This is a genomic window from Gordonia sp. (in: high G+C Gram-positive bacteria) (genome assembly GCF_049299075.1).
GTDB lineage: Bacteria > Actinomycetota > Actinomycetes > Mycobacteriales > Mycobacteriaceae > Gordonia.
Genome location: NZ_JBAQWU010000217.1, coordinates 1 through 15,833, shown reverse-complemented (window position 1 = coordinate 15,833; position 15,833 = coordinate 1). Strand labels below are relative to the sequence as shown.

14 protein-coding genes and 1 pseudogene are annotated in these 15,833 nt (G+C 67.0%); 6 read left to right on the top strand and 9 right to left on the bottom strand.

Annotation, left to right across the window (positions count from 1 at the left end; translation table 11 throughout):
• On the bottom strand, positions 1 to 1,814 hold a 1,814-nt coding region (locus tag WAW85_RS06810; RefSeq protein WP_422558871.1), incomplete at its 3' end, for a transglycosylase domain-containing protein.
• A gap of 142 nt (positions 1,815 to 1,956) precedes the next feature.
• Positions 1,957 to 2,346, bottom strand: coding sequence for a DUF5318 family protein (locus WAW85_RS06805; protein ID WP_422558870.1), 390 nt, complete (start codon positions 2,344 to 2,346; stop codon positions 1,957 to 1,959).
• A 239-nt stretch (positions 2,347 to 2,585) separates the two neighbouring features.
• Between WAW85_RS06805 and WAW85_RS06800 the strand changes: the two genes are divergently transcribed.
• From WAW85_RS06800 to WAW85_RS06790, 3 genes are all read left to right on the top strand, one after another.
• Positions 2,586 to 3,224, top strand: a complete 639-nt coding sequence (locus WAW85_RS06800; protein ID WP_422558869.1) for a PadR family transcriptional regulator — start codon at positions 2,586 to 2,588, stop codon at positions 3,222 to 3,224.
• A complete protein-coding gene (locus WAW85_RS06795) occupies positions 3,217 to 4,311 on the top strand; it encodes an inositol-3-phosphate synthase (protein ID WP_422558868.1) in 1,095 nt (364 codons plus the stop codon). Before WAW85_RS06800 ends, WAW85_RS06795 begins: the two co-directional genes overlap by 8 nt.
• A 196-nt stretch (positions 4,312 to 4,507) precedes the next feature.
• Positions 4,508 to 5,722: a cation:proton antiporter gene (locus WAW85_RS06790; protein WP_422558867.1), complete on the top strand. Its 1,215-nt coding sequence runs from the start codon at positions 4,508 to 4,510 to the stop codon at positions 5,720 to 5,722.
• Here the strand turns inward: WAW85_RS06790 and WAW85_RS06785 are convergent.
• A complete protein-coding gene (locus WAW85_RS06785; protein WP_422558866.1) occupies positions 5,662 to 6,339 on the bottom strand; it encodes a LuxR C-terminal-related transcriptional regulator in 678 nt (225 codons plus the stop codon). The two genes, WAW85_RS06790 and WAW85_RS06785, sit on opposite strands and share 61 nt — an antisense overlap.
• 176 nt (positions 6,340 to 6,515) lie before the next feature.
• Here WAW85_RS06785 and WAW85_RS06780 point away from each other — a divergent pair, with 176 nt between their 5' ends.
• A complete protein-coding gene (locus WAW85_RS06780; protein WP_422558865.1) occupies positions 6,516 to 7,247 on the top strand; it encodes a response regulator in 732 nt (243 codons plus the stop codon).
• Between the two features lie 42 nt (positions 7,248 to 7,289).
• Here WAW85_RS06780 and WAW85_RS06775 read toward each other — a convergent pair whose 3' ends face one another.
• The 3 genes from WAW85_RS06775 to argG all read right to left on the bottom strand — a co-directional run bounded on the left by WAW85_RS06775 (position 7,290) and on the right by argG (position 11,027).
• Positions 7,290 to 8,321: a hypothetical protein gene (locus tag WAW85_RS06775; protein WP_422558864.1), complete on the bottom strand. Its 1,032-nt coding sequence runs from the start codon at positions 8,319 to 8,321 to the stop codon at positions 7,290 to 7,292.
• Positions 8,318 to 9,496: a sensor histidine kinase gene (locus WAW85_RS06770; protein ID WP_422558863.1), complete on the bottom strand. Its 1,179-nt coding sequence runs from the start codon at positions 9,494 to 9,496 to the stop codon at positions 8,318 to 8,320. Before WAW85_RS06770 ends, WAW85_RS06775 begins: the two co-directional genes overlap by 4 nt.
• 112 nt (positions 9,497 to 9,608) lie before the next feature.
• Positions 9,609 to 11,027, bottom strand: coding sequence for an argininosuccinate synthase (gene argG, locus WAW85_RS06765; protein WP_422558862.1), 1,419 nt, complete (start codon positions 11,025 to 11,027; stop codon positions 9,609 to 9,611).
• 140 nt (positions 11,028 to 11,167) lie between these two features.
• Between argG and WAW85_RS06760 the strand changes: the two genes are divergently transcribed.
• Positions 11,168 to 12,835, top strand: coding sequence for an MFS transporter (locus WAW85_RS06760; protein ID WP_422558861.1), 1,668 nt, complete (start codon positions 11,168 to 11,170; stop codon positions 12,833 to 12,835).
• Here WAW85_RS06760 and WAW85_RS06755 read toward each other — a convergent pair.
• Together WAW85_RS06755 and WAW85_RS06750 are read right to left on the bottom strand one after the other, a co-directional pair.
• Positions 12,805 to 14,106, bottom strand: a complete 1,302-nt coding sequence (locus tag WAW85_RS06755) for a TrpB-like pyridoxal phosphate-dependent enzyme (protein ID WP_422558860.1) — start codon at positions 14,104 to 14,106, stop codon at positions 12,805 to 12,807. The two genes, WAW85_RS06760 and WAW85_RS06755, sit on opposite strands and share 31 nt — an antisense overlap.
• Before the next feature lie 130 nt (positions 14,107 to 14,236).
• Complete coding sequence (locus tag WAW85_RS06750) at positions 14,237 to 14,974, bottom strand: class I SAM-dependent methyltransferase (RefSeq protein WP_422558859.1); 738 nt, start codon at positions 14,972 to 14,974, stop codon at positions 14,237 to 14,239.
• A 69-nt stretch (positions 14,975 to 15,043) separates the two neighbouring features.
• Between WAW85_RS06750 and WAW85_RS06745 the strand changes: the two are divergent.
• Positions 15,044 to 15,204 (top strand): annotated as a pseudogene (locus WAW85_RS06745) (LLM class F420-dependent oxidoreductase); the annotation flags it as partial.
• A 74-nt stretch (positions 15,205 to 15,278) separates the two neighbouring features.
• Here WAW85_RS06745 and WAW85_RS06740 read toward each other — a convergent pair.
• Positions 15,279 to 15,833: phytoene desaturase family protein (locus WAW85_RS06740; RefSeq protein WP_422558858.1), on the bottom strand; the 555-nt coding region annotated here is incomplete at its 5' end.

Below are 15,833 nucleotides of genomic sequence, written 5' to 3'. Positions count from 1 at the left end.
CCGACCCAGACCGCGGTCGACAGCTGCGGGGTGTAGCCCACCATCCACGAGTAACGGTTCTGACCGCTTGCACCCAGCTGTGCGGTACCGGTCTTGGCGGCCGACGGACGCGAGCCCAGCGAGGGGTCGTACAGGGAGTTGCCGTTCGAGTACGCGGCGATCGGCTCCAACGCGGCAGTGACGTTATCGGCGACCTTCGCGGAGAAGACACGCTTGCCCGGGTCGGGTTGACGGTCAAAGAGAACCTCGCCGCCGGACGTCACCACCTTGCTGACGAAGTACGGCTGACGATAGATGCCCGAGGCAGCCAGGGTGGCGTACGACGACGCCATATCCAGCACGGTCGAGTCGTACTGACCCAGCACGACGCCACCCTCAGTCTTGCCGTTCTCGTTGCGCAGGGTCGGCTGACCGTTCAGGGTCTCCGAGATACCGGCCGCATGGGCGGCCTTCACCACATCGTCGGCCCCGTTCTTCAAGTCCATCATCAGCCGGTAGTAGACGGTGTTCAGCGACATCTTCATCGCGGTCGCCAGGTTGCAGGTGCCGCAGGATTCGCCGTCGGAGTTCTCCACCAGGAGGCCCGACGAGGTGCGGTACGGATCCGACGAGTACCGCTGCGACAGCGGGATATCCTGCTCCAACGCCGCGATCAGGGCGAAAGTTTTGAAGACCGACCCGGTTTGCAGTCCGGTCGACGCGAAGTCCCAGCCCGCACCGTCCCAGCCACCGAAGTAGCCAGAGATGCCACCGGTGCGCGGATCGACCGAGACCGAAGCGGTCCGGAGCTCGTCCGGCTCACCGGACAGTTTGCTCTTGGAGGCGTCCTCGAGCGCGCCCTGCACCTGCGGATCGATCGCGGTGGTCACGGTCAGGCCACCGGTGCGGACCTCCTGCTCGGAGATCCCCAGGGCGTCCAACTCGGCGATCACCTGCCGCTTGATCAGACCGTTCGGACCCGCCGACAACGTGTCCTCGGCCATCGCCTTCGGCTTGACCGTCCGCGGGAAGGTCTGCGCCGCCTTGTCGGCCGCACTGATCGCGCCGATCTTCACCATGCCGTCCAGCACGTACGCCCAGCGTTCCCGGGCGAGCGGCTCGTCGACGGCCGGGTCGTAGATCGACGGTCCGCGGATCACCGAGGCCAATAGAGCAGATTCCGAGATGGTGAGCTTGGAGACGTCTTTGTTGAAGTACGCCTTGGAGGCGGCGGCCACCCCGTAGGCGCCGCGGCCGAAGTAGATGGTGTTCAAGTAGGCGGCCATGATCTCTTCTTTGGACCAGCTACTGGACATCTTGGTGGAGATGGCCAGTTCCTTGAACTTGCGTTTATATCCGGCGAAGCCCGACGATTGGTCGCCGACCAGCGCATTCTTCACGTACTGCTGAGTAATAGTCGAGCCACCGCCCGCGCCGGCGTTACCGGTGATCTTGCCGAGCGCAGCGCGGGAGAAGCCGCGAATGGAGAAGCCCGAGTTGGAGTCAAAGTCGCGATCCTCCGCAGCCTTCACCGCCTCGACCATCGACGTCGGAATCTCCTCGTACTTGACGTCGATACGGTTGCCTTCGGGCGGAACCACCTTGGCGAGCACGCCACCCTTGCTGTCGGTGATCGTCGCGACCTGGTTCTGCTTGAGGTCACCAGGCGCTGGCACAGGGACTGCCAGGTAGGTGATGAGGAAGGCCAAGACGCCTATGATGCCGACCACGGGAACGACAGCGGCACCGAGCCCGAGCACCCACGCCACGATTCGCAGCAGGCGCGATCGATCGGTGTCCGGCGCCGTACGGGTCGTCTTCGGTTCGCTACTCATACTCACTCACTTGTCTGCATTCGACGACGATGACGTCGAAAGCTCTCCTCATACTGTGACGGCACACGTATCCCAGTGGCAACTTTCTCCACTGCCTCCGACCCCTTTCGCCAAGAGCCCTCGCCGAATTCTCACGTGACTCTTAGGTCCCGGCCCGTCGATGCCGTGCCACATCGGGGCCCAGTCCGACAACGTACGTACGCCTCAGATGGTTCCAATGACAGGTCCGGCAGACCTCGACCACGTGCACGCTGAAGTCCGGCAACCGCGCGGCGAGTCGGGCGATCTCGGCCGGGGTGCGGGCCGATCCGGAGGTCCGGCCGAGCGACGATCCGACGACCCACGACACCTCGGTAAGAAGTTCTTTGCGGCACACCGGGCAGGGCTCGGCCAGCCCGAGTCCGTGGAATTGGGCGGCGCGCAGCAGGCAATCGTCGGCATCGCAGACCTCGTTGAGCCCGACGCGACCGGTCCGCACGTCAGCCAGCTTCGAACGCTTGGTCAGCGCGAAGTCCACTACCTGTCGGTGCACACGGTCCAGCGTAGACCCGGAATCCCCGCGATCGACAGCAGATGCACGCGGTACAGACTGTCCCGACATAGCGGCCGCGGTGTGACCGAGATCAATACCTGACGACGTCTCATCGGATGGACGCGAGTTATATCGCTGCGATACATTGTGCCGTGAGATCAGGCCGCGGTAACGCACTGACCTAACGTCCGATGTCTCTCGATCTGAACGCTTCACGCAGCACAACGGAAGGGGTGCCCATGCTCGAGCTGGCCATCCTCGGCTTGCTGCTGGAGTCGCCGATGCATGGTTACGAGTTGCGCAAGCGACTGACCGGTCTGCTCGGCGCATTCCGCGCGTTCTCCTACGGCTCGCTATATCCGACGCTGCGGCGCATGCAGGCCGACGGGCTGATCGCCGAGGACCATACGCCCGGGCCGACCGGGACCAAGGTGCGCCGGGCGCGTCGCGTGTACCGGCTGACCCCGGCCGGCGAGGTCCGCTTCGCCGAGCTTGTCGCCGACACCGGACCGCAGACCTACACCGACGATGGCTTCGGCGTGCACCTGGCGTTCTTCAGCCGCACCCCGGCCATGGCCCGCGTGCGCATCCTGGAAGGTCGCCGCCGCCAAGTCGAGGAACGTCGCGAATCGTTGCGCGAACTACTCAGCCGCGCCGGTATCGGCACCGACCATTACACCCGCCAAATGCACGAACTCAGCTTGGAGACTTCCGAGCGCGAGGTGCAGTGGCTCAACCGGCTGATCGCGGATGAAGCATCCGGCGCCGGCCCAGAACTCCCCACTGCCGAGCCCGGCAGTGGTGCAGAAATGAAGAACTCGGCGGCACCGCATTCCGCCGTTCCGCCGCAAGAAGAAGGAGAACCCGACCATGGGTAACACCGATACCGTGCGCGTGGCCATCGTCGGCGTGGGCAACTGCGCCGCTTCGTTGGTCCAGGGCGTTACGTACTACAAGGATGCCGACGAGAACGCGACCGTCCCCGGTCTGATGCACGTCAAGTTCGGCCAGTACCACGTGCGCGACGTCGAGTTTGTCGCCGCGTTCGACGTCGACGCCAAGAAGGTCGGCTTCGACCTGTCCGAGGCGATCGGCAACAGCGAGAACAACACCATCAAGATCGCCGACGTCCCGCCGCTGAACGTCACCGTGCAGCGTGGCCACACCCTTGACGGTCTGGGCAAGTACTACCGCGAGACCATCACCGAGGCCAGCGGCGACGGCGTCGACATCGTTCAGACGCTCAAAGACGCCAAGGTCGATGTGCTGGTCAGCTACCTGCCGGTCGGCTCCGAGCAGGCCGACAAGTTCTACGCGCAGTGCGCCATCGACGCGGGCGTCGCCTTTGTCAACGCCCTGCCGGTGTTCATCGCCTCGGACCCGGAGTGGGCCCAGAAGTTCACCGACGCCGGTGTGCCGATCATCGGCGACGACATCAAGAGCCAGGTCGGCGCCACCATCACCCACCGCGTGATGGCGAAGCTGTTCGAGGATCGCGGTGTCGAGCTCGACCGCACCTACCAGCTGAACGTCGGCGGCAACATGGACTTCAAGAACATGCTCGAGCGTGAGCGCCTGGAGTCCAAGAAGGTCTCCAAGACGCAGGCTGTCACCTCCATCCTGGGCGGCCCGCTGGCCGGCAAGGTGTACGACAAGAACGTGCACATCGGCCCGAGCGACTACGTCCAGTGGCTCGATGACCGCAAGTGGGCCTACGTGCGCCTCGAGGGTCGCGCCTTCGGCGACGTGCCGCTGAACCTGGAGTACAAGCTCGAGGTCTGGGACTCCCCGAACTCGGCAGGCATCATCATCGACGCCGTGCGCGCGGCGAAGATCGCCAAGGACCGCGGCCTCGGTGGCCCGATCCTCCCGGCCTCGGCCTACCTGATGAAGAGCCCGCCGGTCCAGATCCCCGACGATGTGGCCCGCACCCAGCTCGAAGCCTTCATCGCCGGCACCAAGTAAGACACCTCTCGCTCCCTGAGCCGCCGACGCAGGAGGCGGGTTTACCCTGAGCCGCCGACGCAGGAGGCGGGTTTACCCTGAGCCTGTCGAAGGGTCGAAGGGTCGAAGGGTCGAAGGGCCGAAGGGTCGAAACCACACGCCCGCCCCGGGTTCGCCCGGGGCGGGCGTTGGCATCGGTCCCCGCTACATTCGTCTGATGAACAACCTCGACACCACCATCCTGGTGATCGCCGGGGCACTGATCCTGGCGCCGCTGCTGGTCCGCGCCCTCCGACCAGCGATCGCCGTCCCGGTGGTCGTGGCGGAACTAGTGCTCGGCATCGTCGCTGGCCCGTCAGTGCTCGGCTGGGTGGAGCCGTCGCAATCACTCCATCTGGTGTCCCAGTTCGGCGTGGGACTGCTGTTTTTCATGGCGGGCAATGAGATCGATCCGACGGTGCTCAGCGGGCGTCGTGGTCGTCGTGCGTGGGGCGGTTGGGCGCTCAGTTTCGCGATCGGTTTGGGGATCGGTGCACTGGTCGCGCCGGGTCTGGGCATGGTGATCCTGGCCGTCGCCCTGAGTTCGACGGCGCTGGGCACCCTACTGCCGATCCTGCGGGACTCCGGGGACCTGCAGTCGCCCTTCGGCACGTCGGTCAGCGCCGTGGGCGCCGTGGGCGAGTTCGGGCCGATCATCGCGATCTCGCTGTTGCTCGGCTCGCACACACCGGGTGTGGCTCTGGTCGTGCTGGTCGTCTTCGGGCTGATCGCCGCCGCCGTTATTTGGTCCGCCGGACGGATGCCCCGCGGCCGACTGCACCGATTCGTCGAATCCACCCTGCACACCTCGGGCCAGTTCGGCATCCGGCTGGTCTTGGCGATCCTGCTGTCGCTGCTCGTGGCCAGCGCCGTCCTTGGCGTCGATACGCTGCTGGGCGCCTTCACCGCGGGCATCGTCTGGCGGGCGCTGATTCAGGATGCCGATCCGGGCACCCGCGACGCGGTGGAAAGCAAGATCGAGGCGCTGGCTTTCGGCTTCGGCGTTCCGATCTTCTTCATCGCCACCGGTGTCGGCTTCAATCTGCGGGCGCTGCTCGATCAACCGATCACGCTGCTGCTGGTGCCTGCCGTCGCGCTCCTGCTGCTCGTGGTCCGCGGCCTCCCGGCTAGCCTGGCCGCTCCGGCGGGTTCGGATCGCCGGATGCGCGCCGCGGTCGGCGTCATGGGTGCCACCGCCCTGCCGATCATCATCGTGGCGACCGAGCACGGCGTCGACCTCGAGTTGATCTCGTCGACGACGGCGACCGTGCTAGTCGGTGCGGGAATGCTGTCGGTGCTGGTCTTCCCGCTCGTCGCCAACAGCCTCCGGCGTCAGGCTGCACCGGTGTCCTCGCGGCGGGAGTCGGACCCCTCAGCCAACTCCGCACCGTGAGGCCCCGGACCGAACTCAGGTAGTCGCACCCACCCGTCGGCCACCAGTTGCAGCAGCAACTGAGCTTTGTTGGTCACCGGCCGCCCAGCCCCGTTGTACCGAGCTGTCACTCGCCGATAGTGCGTGCGGACCGTACTGGTCGCCACGAAATGCTCGGCCGCAGTCTCTTCCACCGTCGCACCCAGCGCATAGGTGGTGAGCACCTCCCGCTCCCGCCTGCTGACCGCGACGGCCCCCCGACGGTTCGCCCCGCCTACGCCGCTCGGGCGTGCTGGAACGCCGAGCACCGCCGACAGGGCCTGCTCCAACCGCAAACCGGCCTGGGCGTCGGCGCAGATCGTGATGACCCGCGGGTCACTCGGGCACCCAGGAGGTGCACTGTAGGACTCGACGAGGACCACCGGCGCATTGGCACCCCAGCCATCGACCGACGTCTGCAACAGTCGCCTGCGCGACCGCACCACCACCGCGCCCAACGGCTCGGAAGGAGCCTGATCCACCGATCGGTTACCGTCGATCACGATCGCCTGATGCCCATAGCTGCGCACCAGCTCAACCAGTGCGACGTCCATCACATCGTGCTCGGCAACTATGCCGACAATGCCTTTCGCGGACACGGATTCGCGCCTTTCGTTCGGTGGGTGAAGCGCAGTTTCCTCAGTTTGGGGGACTGCGCGCGCCGGGTCAGCAGGGATATCGTCAGACTTGTCACCGCAACGTGCCGCTATTGGCGCGTTGCGCCGGACGTCATGCGCGATTACACATTGAGCCGTCGGCCGACTACATTCAGCGAGTGGCCACCGGTTTGCGCATCTTGATCGCCTCCCCGCTCGGGCGGGTGATCGCCGCCCCGCTCCAGGCAACCTTCGACGACGTGACCGTCTCCGTCGCTACCACCGACGCCGAGGTGCGCAGCATGGTCTCCGGGACCGTCCGGTACGACGTCGTAGCCGCCGACCTCATCTGGAACAAGCCCGAGATGGAGTGGCAGTTCGACGGCATCGACGTGATCGATCAACTCCGCCTCGCCGAACGCCACGCGCCCGTCGTGATGGCCACGCAGGGGCACAGCATGGAGATCGACCACCTGGAGGAAGCGCGACTTCGGCCGGAAGTCTTCGGCGTGATCCCGAAGGCGGCCGGTTTGGCAGCCATCGTCGACGGTCTGCGTACGGTGGCGCTGGGCCGTCGCCTCGCGCCAGTTCCGAGCCCACCAGGCGGCGGCCGCACTCCACTGTACGAGCTGTTCGGGGACCGTCGTGGCGAGACCGCCGGGCGGCTGGCCGGCGCGATTGCCGCCGGTCGGGCCTCCGACAACGCTTCCCTTGCGCGCGTCGCCAAGGTCTCCCCGAGTACCGCAAATAAGGTCACCAGCCACTACCTCGGGCCCATCATGACCGCTCGCGGTGAGCACGATGCGCAGCTGCCACTCACCCAGGGCGCCGTGTATCGATGGTGCGGCCTGCACGCCCGGTACCTGACCAGTTGGTGCCGCCGCAACGGCCACGTGGACGTTCTCAGCTGACCGGTCCGCTGGACACACGACAGTCCCTGCGCCCGGTACAGGTCAGCGGCAGATGCGTTCGCCGTCGGCGCTGTACTCGGCCCGGGCCACGGTGTCCCCGAGTACCTGTACGACGGTCACCGCCGCCGAACGCTGCGGAGGGAGCACACGCACTGTCACCGTAGTCCCGGATTCCACCGAATCCAGGGCGGCAACGACGGCGCGGCTGATCGACTCGCGGGCGTCGGCGGAGCTGTCGTCGAGCCCGTGGTCGTCGAGCAGGACCACCTCGACGCCGCGACTGCGGGCGCGCCAGGCCGCGTCAACCAGTTCGGGGCCGTCGAGCACCGGTGCGCGCAGACCGTCGCGGAGCCGGGCCTCGGCGAGCGCACACCATCGCTGCTCGTCCACGGTGAGCGGTGCGGGTCGGGCAAGCCGCTCCGGGTAGGGGCGGGCCCGGTCGTCCAGGCGCACCAACTGGCGGTCGCGCTCCTCCAAGTGCGCGAGGTGGGCGGCTTCGGCTGCTGCCGCCGCCGTCCCTTCCCGCTGGAGTTCAAAGATCTCGCGCGTGGCGGGACGGACGGTGAGCGCAAAGAAGGTGGCCATCAACATCGGTGCGACGTTCAGCGCGGACATCACCACGGCGGGCCCAACGCCGTAGCCGCTGACCGCGGCCCACGTCCAACACACCGCACTGGCCAGGAGCATGCTGGCCCAGCCCGCCCAGATCCGGCCGCGCACGCACAGATAGGCGCCGAGCGCCACCGTCGCCGGCAGACTCCACAGCTGCAACGACCGCTCGACGACGCCCGGCAGCACGGGAATGGTCAGCGCTGCCGCCAACGGCCCGGCGGCGGCGATGCACCCGGTGATCACCGGCGGGAGCGGGTCCCCGCCCGCACGGATCAGCACCACCGCAGCCACGCTGACCAGCACCCATGCCAGCATGCCAGCCGGTATCGCGTCGACCGGCGCAGTGACCCCGGCAATCAGGCCGAAAGCCAACACGAAGGTCGACACCAGAATGGTCGCGGCCGGGGTCCGCAAGCCCAGCAGCTCGCGAACGTCCCCGCTACGTATGTCCCGGATCGTCATACGGCCCGCCATCCCATGCGGACAGTCGTGCCATCGCCTGGCGTCGAGTCCACATAGGCCCAACCGCCCGATAGTCGGGCCATCCGGCGGCGGATACTCACCGAGATGCCCAGGCGGCGTGGCGAAACGTCGGCCGGGTCAAAACCGCGGCCGTCGTCGCTGACGGTCGCGTCGATCGTTCCCGGCGAGGCCACGGCGAGCACCAGTGTGCGGCGTGCCGACGGTCCAGCGTGCCGGAGGCTGTTACGCAGGGCCTCACTCTGCGCAGCGGCCAAGGCCCGCACCACCTCGGCCGGAACAACGTCATCGGGCGTCTGACCGGTGGGTCGCACCTGCACGTCCACGTCGGGGTCAATCGCGTGCGCGGTGGCGACGAGGAAATCGAGGGCCGCCTCCAGCCCCCAAGCACGTTCGGAGCCGACGCCCTCCTGACGCACCTCGTCGAGTTCGGCAAGCGCCGCGGTAGCCATCTCCTGCACGCTGGCATGCGGCTGGGCACCGGCGCCGGCGTTGAGGGTGGCCAGCACGCTGTCGTGGATCAGGCCATCGAACCGTTCGCGTTCGGTGACGCGCGCGCGCTGCGCGGCCGCCTCCGCGGCGGTGATGTGGGTATCGGCCGTGGTCGCATCCAGGATCCGACCGGTCCGCAGCGCCATCATCGCGCCGCCGACGAAGAGACTGCAGAACATGATCGCAAACGCCATGTCCGGGCCCAGCATCTGCGGTTCGGCGCCGTCGCGCATCACGAAATTGACCAGTTGCACGCTCACACAGGCCACGACCATGTAGCCGAATCCGGCCCAGGCTGGCCAGGCCAGTACCGCGGCGAGCGATGCCAATCCGGGGAATCCCGCGAGCCAGAGTGCATCGTCGTTGGCGATAGCAGTGCCATCCCAGCACAGCAGCACCGTGGCCACCGCGATGAGATAGACGACTGCGGCCGTCCCGGCGATCGCGCGGACCACGCCGATGTCCCGAATAAACAGTGCGGTCAGCAGCAGGATCCCCGAACCGAAGACGGCGACCGCCATCACCGGCGTCCACCAGGCCGGCATGAGCGCCGCCTGCGACCCGAGCGCCGGCAGCAGCAAGAACGGATAGACGAGGTAGCCGACGGCGGTGAAGAGCGCGAACATTTGCAGAATGCGGTCGTAATTATGTCGCTCTACGGTCATGCGCCCTCCCCTCGCGATCCGCGGTCCACTCAACTCTTACTGCCGGACAGCAGCGCGCGTCCGGCAGTCCCCAACAGTGGGGACAAAAGGACCGAATCGTGGCCCAGTTTCGCTAGTCGGTACCGAATTCCATCGCGGCACGGTCCAGGGCGACCTCGGCCGGATTCTCCGGACCCTCGCCGCCAGCGATCGCCTCGGCGCCGCCTTCGGAGAGTTCGCCGACCAGTTCGGCGGTCGCGCCGCCAACAATACCCAGCGCCGCATACTGCTCCAGACGAGCACGGGAGTCGGCGATGTCCAGGTTGCGCATGGTCAGCTGGCCAATGCGATCGGACGGGCCGAAGGCCGAGTCGCCGACCCGCTCCATCGACAGCTTGTCCGGGTGGTAGCTGAGCGACGGTCCGGTGGTGTTGAGGAACTGGTAGTCGTCGCCGCGGCGCAGCCGGACGGTCACCTCGCCGGTGACGGCCGAGGCGACCCAGCGGACGAGGGCCTCGCGCAGCATGAGGGCCTGACTGTCCATCCAACGGCCTTCGTACATCAGGCGACCCAAGCGCCGACCCTCGTTGTGGTAGTTGGCGACGGTGTCCTCGTTGTGGATCGCGTTCACCAAGCGCTCGTAACCGATGTGCAGTAGCGCCATGCCCGGCGCCTCGTAGATCCCGCGCGACTTGGCCTCGATGATGCGGTTCTCGATCTGATCGGAAACGCCCAATCCGTGCCGTCCGCCGATCTCGTTGGCCTTCATCACCAAGTCGACGGGGCTCTCGAAACGCTCACCGTTGATGGCGACCGGTCGGCCCTGCTCAAAGGTGAGGGTCACTACTTCGGTGGCCACCTCGACGTCGTCGCGCCACGCCGCAACGCCCATGATCGGCTCGACGATGTCCAGACCCTGATCCAAGTGCTCGAGCACCTTGGCTTCATGGGTGGCACCCCAGATGTTGGCGTCGGTGGAGTACGCCTTCTCCACCGAGTCCCGATACGGCAGGTCGCGGGCCAGCAACCACTCACTCATCTCGGTGCGCCCGCCGAGCTCCTCGACGAAGTCCGAGTCGAGCCACGGCTTGTAGATCTGCAGGTTCGGGTTGGCCATCAGACCGTAGCGGTAGAACCGCTCGATGTCGTTGCCCTTGTAGGTGGAGCCATCGCCCCAGATGTTGACGTCGTCGTCCTTCATCGCACGCACCAGCAGCATGCCGGTCACCACGCGGCCCAGCGGCGTGGTGTTGAAGTAGGTCTTACCCGCGGTCCGAATGTGGAAGGCACCGCACTGCAGGGCAGCGATGCCCTCTTCGACGAGCGCCTCACGGCAGTCGACCAGACGCGACAACTCGGCGCCGTAGGCCACGGCGCGGCCGGGCACCGAATCGATGTCCGGCTCGTCGTACTGACCGAGATTGGCGGTGTAGGTGCACGGCACGGCACCCTTCTCCCGCATCCAGGCGACGGCGACGGAGGTGTCAAGGCCGCCGGAGAAGGCGATACCGACACGCTCACCAATGGGCAGCGAGCTCAGGACTTTCGACATGCGACCAGGATAAATCCCGGACACCCAACGGGACGAATCGGCCCGTCCTTCCGAGCCGGCCCGCGCCCTAAATATCCTGCGCGAGGGTTCCGACTTTCGATTGATGTCCCCAACGGCGCTAGGGCCTAGAGTCTCGGTATATGAATGCCGCTGATCCGGTCCTCGACGATCCGGTCCCCGACACCCCAGTTTCCGACCCGCCTGCACCCTCGGACACTCCGCCGCGCAATCCGCGTCGCTGGTGGGGTTTGGGCGTGCTCGCCCTGGGCTTGGCGATGATCGTGATGGACGGCACGATCGTGGCCGTTTCCCTGCCGACGATCATCGACGAGCTGCATCTGGACCTGACCGATGCGCAGTGGATCAACTCGCTGTACTCGGTGGTCCTTGCCGCCCTCCTGCTGACCTGCGCCGCCCTCGGCGACCGGTTCGGTCGGCGCAATCTCTTTGTCCTGGGCATCGCCCTGTTTATCGGCGGCAGCATCTGGGCCGCCACCGCCGGTGATGCCACCGCCCTGATCAGTGCGCGCGTCGTGCAGGGCCTGGGCGGTGCGGCCATCCTGCCGGCCACCCTCTCGACGGTCAGCGACACCTTCCGCGGCAAGGAACGCGCCGCCGCCTTCGGCGTGTGGGGTGCGGTGATCTCCGGCGCCGCAGCCCTGGGCCCGCTCCTGGGCGGATGGCTCACCAGCACCTTCTCCTGGGAGTGGATCTTCCTGGTGAACGTCCCGGTCGGCGTGGCGCTGATCATCGCGGCCTTCATCGTCGTACCGGAGACCCGCTCCGGACTGCGCCGCCGCGGTTTCGACGTCGACGGCCTGCTGCTCAGCGCGATCGGCTTCGGCGCCCTGGTCTTCGCCGTCATCGAGTCGAACACCCTCGGCTGGTGGACACCGCTGAACGACCTGCACGTCTTCGGCCTCACCTGGTCGCGGGATATGCCGATCTCCATCGTCCCGGTGGCCCTGGCCATCGCCGCGGTAGCCCTGGGACTATTCCTGGTCTGGGAACGCCACCGCGCGCGCGTCGAACGCGCCGCCCTACTCGACCTGCATCTGTTCTTCATTCCCACGTTCAGCTGGGGCAACGTCGCGGCGATGATGATCGCCATCGGCGAGTTTGGCCTGATCTTTGTGCTTCCGCTCTACCTGATCAACGCGGTCGGCTTGGGCACCATGACGACCGGCTACGTGCTTGCCGCGATGGCCGCCGGCGCCTTCATCTCCGGCTCGCTCGCCCGCCACCTGGCCGCGGCCATCGGCGCCGCGGGCACCGTCCTGCTTGGTGTGCTGCTGGAGTTCGCCGGCGTGCTGGTGCTCGGATTCACCGTGCACGCCAACTCGTCAGTCTTCCTGATCGGCGGGATCCTGCTGATCTACGGCGTCGGCCTGGGCTTCGCGTCCGCGCAGCTCACCAGCACCGTGCTGCAGGACATCCCACTGACCGCGTCCGGGCAGGGCTCAGCGACCCAAAGCACCGTCCGACAGATCGGCTCAGCATTCGGTGCGGCAATCATGGGCTCGGTGCTCTCCATCGGCCTGGGCCACTACCTGACCGGACTACCCGGACCGGCCGGCGGCCTTGCCGAGGCCACCCGTAATTCGGCGGGCGGGGTGATCTCCGGGCTCCGCGAACAGGGCGGCCAGGACGCCGTGGTGACCGCCCTCTCCGATGGCTTCGCCGATGCCACGCGGTGGACACTGCTGGCCACGTCGGCCTTCCTGTTCCTCGGCTTCCTGGCCGCGATCGCCGTCTGGGCAGCCTCTCGCAAGGACGCTCAGAAGCCGCCGTCGAGGAACTCCGCGTAGGCCGGGAGGTCGAGCTGTCCGTGACCGGACAGCCCGATCACGACGACCTCTTCTTTGTCGCTGTTGGCCACATGCGCCGCGCAGGCGGCGATGGCGTGCGTCGATTCCGGGGCCGGGACGATGCCCTGGGTCCGCGCGAACTGCACGCCGGCGGAGAACGCATCGTGCTGGTCGATGGCGATGCCCTCCACCAGACCGAGCTCGACGGTGTGACTCAGTGCCGGCGCCATGCCGTGGTAGCGCAGGCCGCCCGCGTGAATCGGATCCGGAACGAAGTCCATACCGAGCGTGTGCATTTTGAGCAGCGGGGTGAGACCGGCGACGTCGCCGTGGTCGTAGCGGTACTCACCCTGGGTGATCGACGGGCACGCGGCCGGTTCGGCGGCCACGATGCGCGGATCACTGCGGCCGTGCAGCTTCTCCCGGAGGAACGGGAACGAGAGCCCCGCGAGGTTGGAACCGCCACCGGCACAACCGAAGACGACGTCGGCGCCGCCCGGCTCGACGGCGTACAGCTGGTCGACGGCTTCCAGTCCGATGATGCTCTGGTGCAGCACCACATGGTTCAGCACACTGCCGAGCGCGTAGCGGGTGTCGTCGTGGGCCGCGGCCACCTCTACGGCCTCGCTGACGGCCATCCCGAGGCTGCCCGGGGTGTTCGGATCCTTCGTCAGCATCGCCCGACCGGACTCGGTCAGGTCTGACGGACTCGGGTGCAGGGTGCCGCCGTAGGTGCGGATCAGGTAACCGCGGTACGGCTTGGAGTCGTAGGAGGCGCGGACCTGCCACACCTCGACGTCGAGCCCGAACTGCGCGCCGGCGAAGGCGAGCGCACTACCCCACTGTCCGGCGCCGGTCTCGGTGGTCAGGCGCTTCACCCCGTCGAGGCTGTTGTAATACGCCTGCGGCACAGCGGAATTCGTCTTGTGGCTGCCGACCGGGCTCACGCCCTCGTACTTCACGTAGATCCGCGCCTTGGTGTTGAGCGCCTTCTCGAAGTTTCGGGCACGGAACAGCGGCGACGGCCGCCACTGCCGATAGATCTCCCGCACCGCTTCGGGGATCTCGACGTAGACCTCATCGGTGACCTCTTGCGCGATCAGACCCGTCGGAAAGAGCGCGGCCAGATCGTCCGGCCCGACCGGCTCCTTGGTCCCCGGGTGCAGGTGCGGCGGAATCGGCTCGTCGAGCTCGGCCGCCAGGTTGTACCAGTGAGTGGGCACCTCGACGGTCACCAGATCTGGGTTGGAAGCGTCTACGGAATTCGTCATGGCAGCCACTGTAGCGCCGTTGTGATCGGCCCACCCATGGTCGCCGAGGTTCTTTCCCGCGCCCTTCGCACGTTCCCGCGCCCTCCCGGAAGGGCGCGGGAATCCCCAGAGGGCGCGCGAGTCAGTGACGTCAGTCTCGACGCGTGGCCTTGAGCACGACGTCGTCCATATGGCGCTGGTCGCTGGCGCCGCCGGCGGGGCGTCCACGCGGGACCGTGGCCAGAATCTCCACGTCGAGCCGGTCAGCGAAGCGCTCGGCGATGTCCTTCGGCTGAAAGTACGCATCCGGGTCGTGGCCGTGCGCCCGAATACCGTCGGCATCGTGGGCGACGACGAGCAACGTGGCACCCGGGGCGAGGGCATCGACCAACTTGGTAATGACGTCGACGCGGTCGATCTCGACCGGGAAGTAATGCAGGGCAACAAGATCGAAACCCTCGGCACCTGCCCGCTCCTGACTCCCCGAGCCTGTTCCGGTATCGCTCCCCGAGCCTGTTCCGGTATCGTTCCCCGAGCTTGTTCCGGTATCGTTCCCCGAGCTTGTCGAGGGGTCACCCGGCACCTCGTCCACAGTCAGGTCGGCCTTGACCCACGAGATGGTTTCACGTGAATCAATCTCGGCGGCCCGATCCAGTGCCACCTGGGAGATGTCGACCGCCACGACGGTCCAGCCATGATCGGCCAGCCAGCGCGCATCCGCCCCCTCCCCGCTGCCGACATCCAACGCTCGGCCCGGCGCCAGGCCTACGACCTCGCGGGCGAGTGCCGGATTCACCTGCGCTGTCCACAACCGATCACCGCCGGAGTATCGCTCATCCCATTCGGCGGCGCTGTGGGGATTTCCGGAATGGTCGTGGTGCTCGCTCATACCCGCCACGGTATACGTCCCCCACAATTCGACGACGGCTCTCGGGCCGACCGGAGCACACTGGCGCACATCGCTTTCCCCCTGCGCATCGGCGTCCAGATTCAGCCCCAGCACGCCCCCAACTACGGCCTTATCCGCGACACGTCCGGCGCGCAGAAGACTTCGGAGTGGACATGATCTTCAACTGGGGCCACTTCTTTCCGCTGCATGGCGATCCCGGCGATGCCAACGCAACACTCGCGTTCGCCGACGCCATCGTCAACGAAGGCGTCTCACTGATCCCCGCCGCAACCACCGAACCGGACTACGACCGGGGCGCCGCGAATCTGCTCTGTGAGTGGCGCGCTGCGCGGTAGCCACTCATCCCGTGCACGCCGCCGCCGGGCGCGGTGGCCGCTGAACACAGATAGACACCCGGCACCGGCGTCGCCTGGGGCGTCGGTGCCAGCACCGGCCGGCGCAGCAACTGCCCCAGCGAGTTCACCCCGCCGCCGATGTCGCCGCCGACGTTGTTCGCGTTGTGTACCGCCAGGTCGACGGCGGTCGTGACCAACCGCTCGTCGATCACATCGCGGAAGCCCGGGGCACACCGCTCAATCTCCTCGACGATCCGCTCAGAGACGTCCACCCCACATCCGGCGGGCACGTGGCAGTAGGCCCACGCCAGATACTTCCCGGCCGGCGCCCGGCTCGGATCGATGCGCGTCGGTTCACCGCCGAGAACCCACGGGCGCAACGGGATTCGGCCCGCAGCGACGTCGGACTCCGTCTGCGCGATCTGCCCCACATCTTCCGCCAGGTGGAAAGTCGCAGTGCGGGAGAACATCTCGTCACGCCACGGGATCGGTTCGGTCAGCAG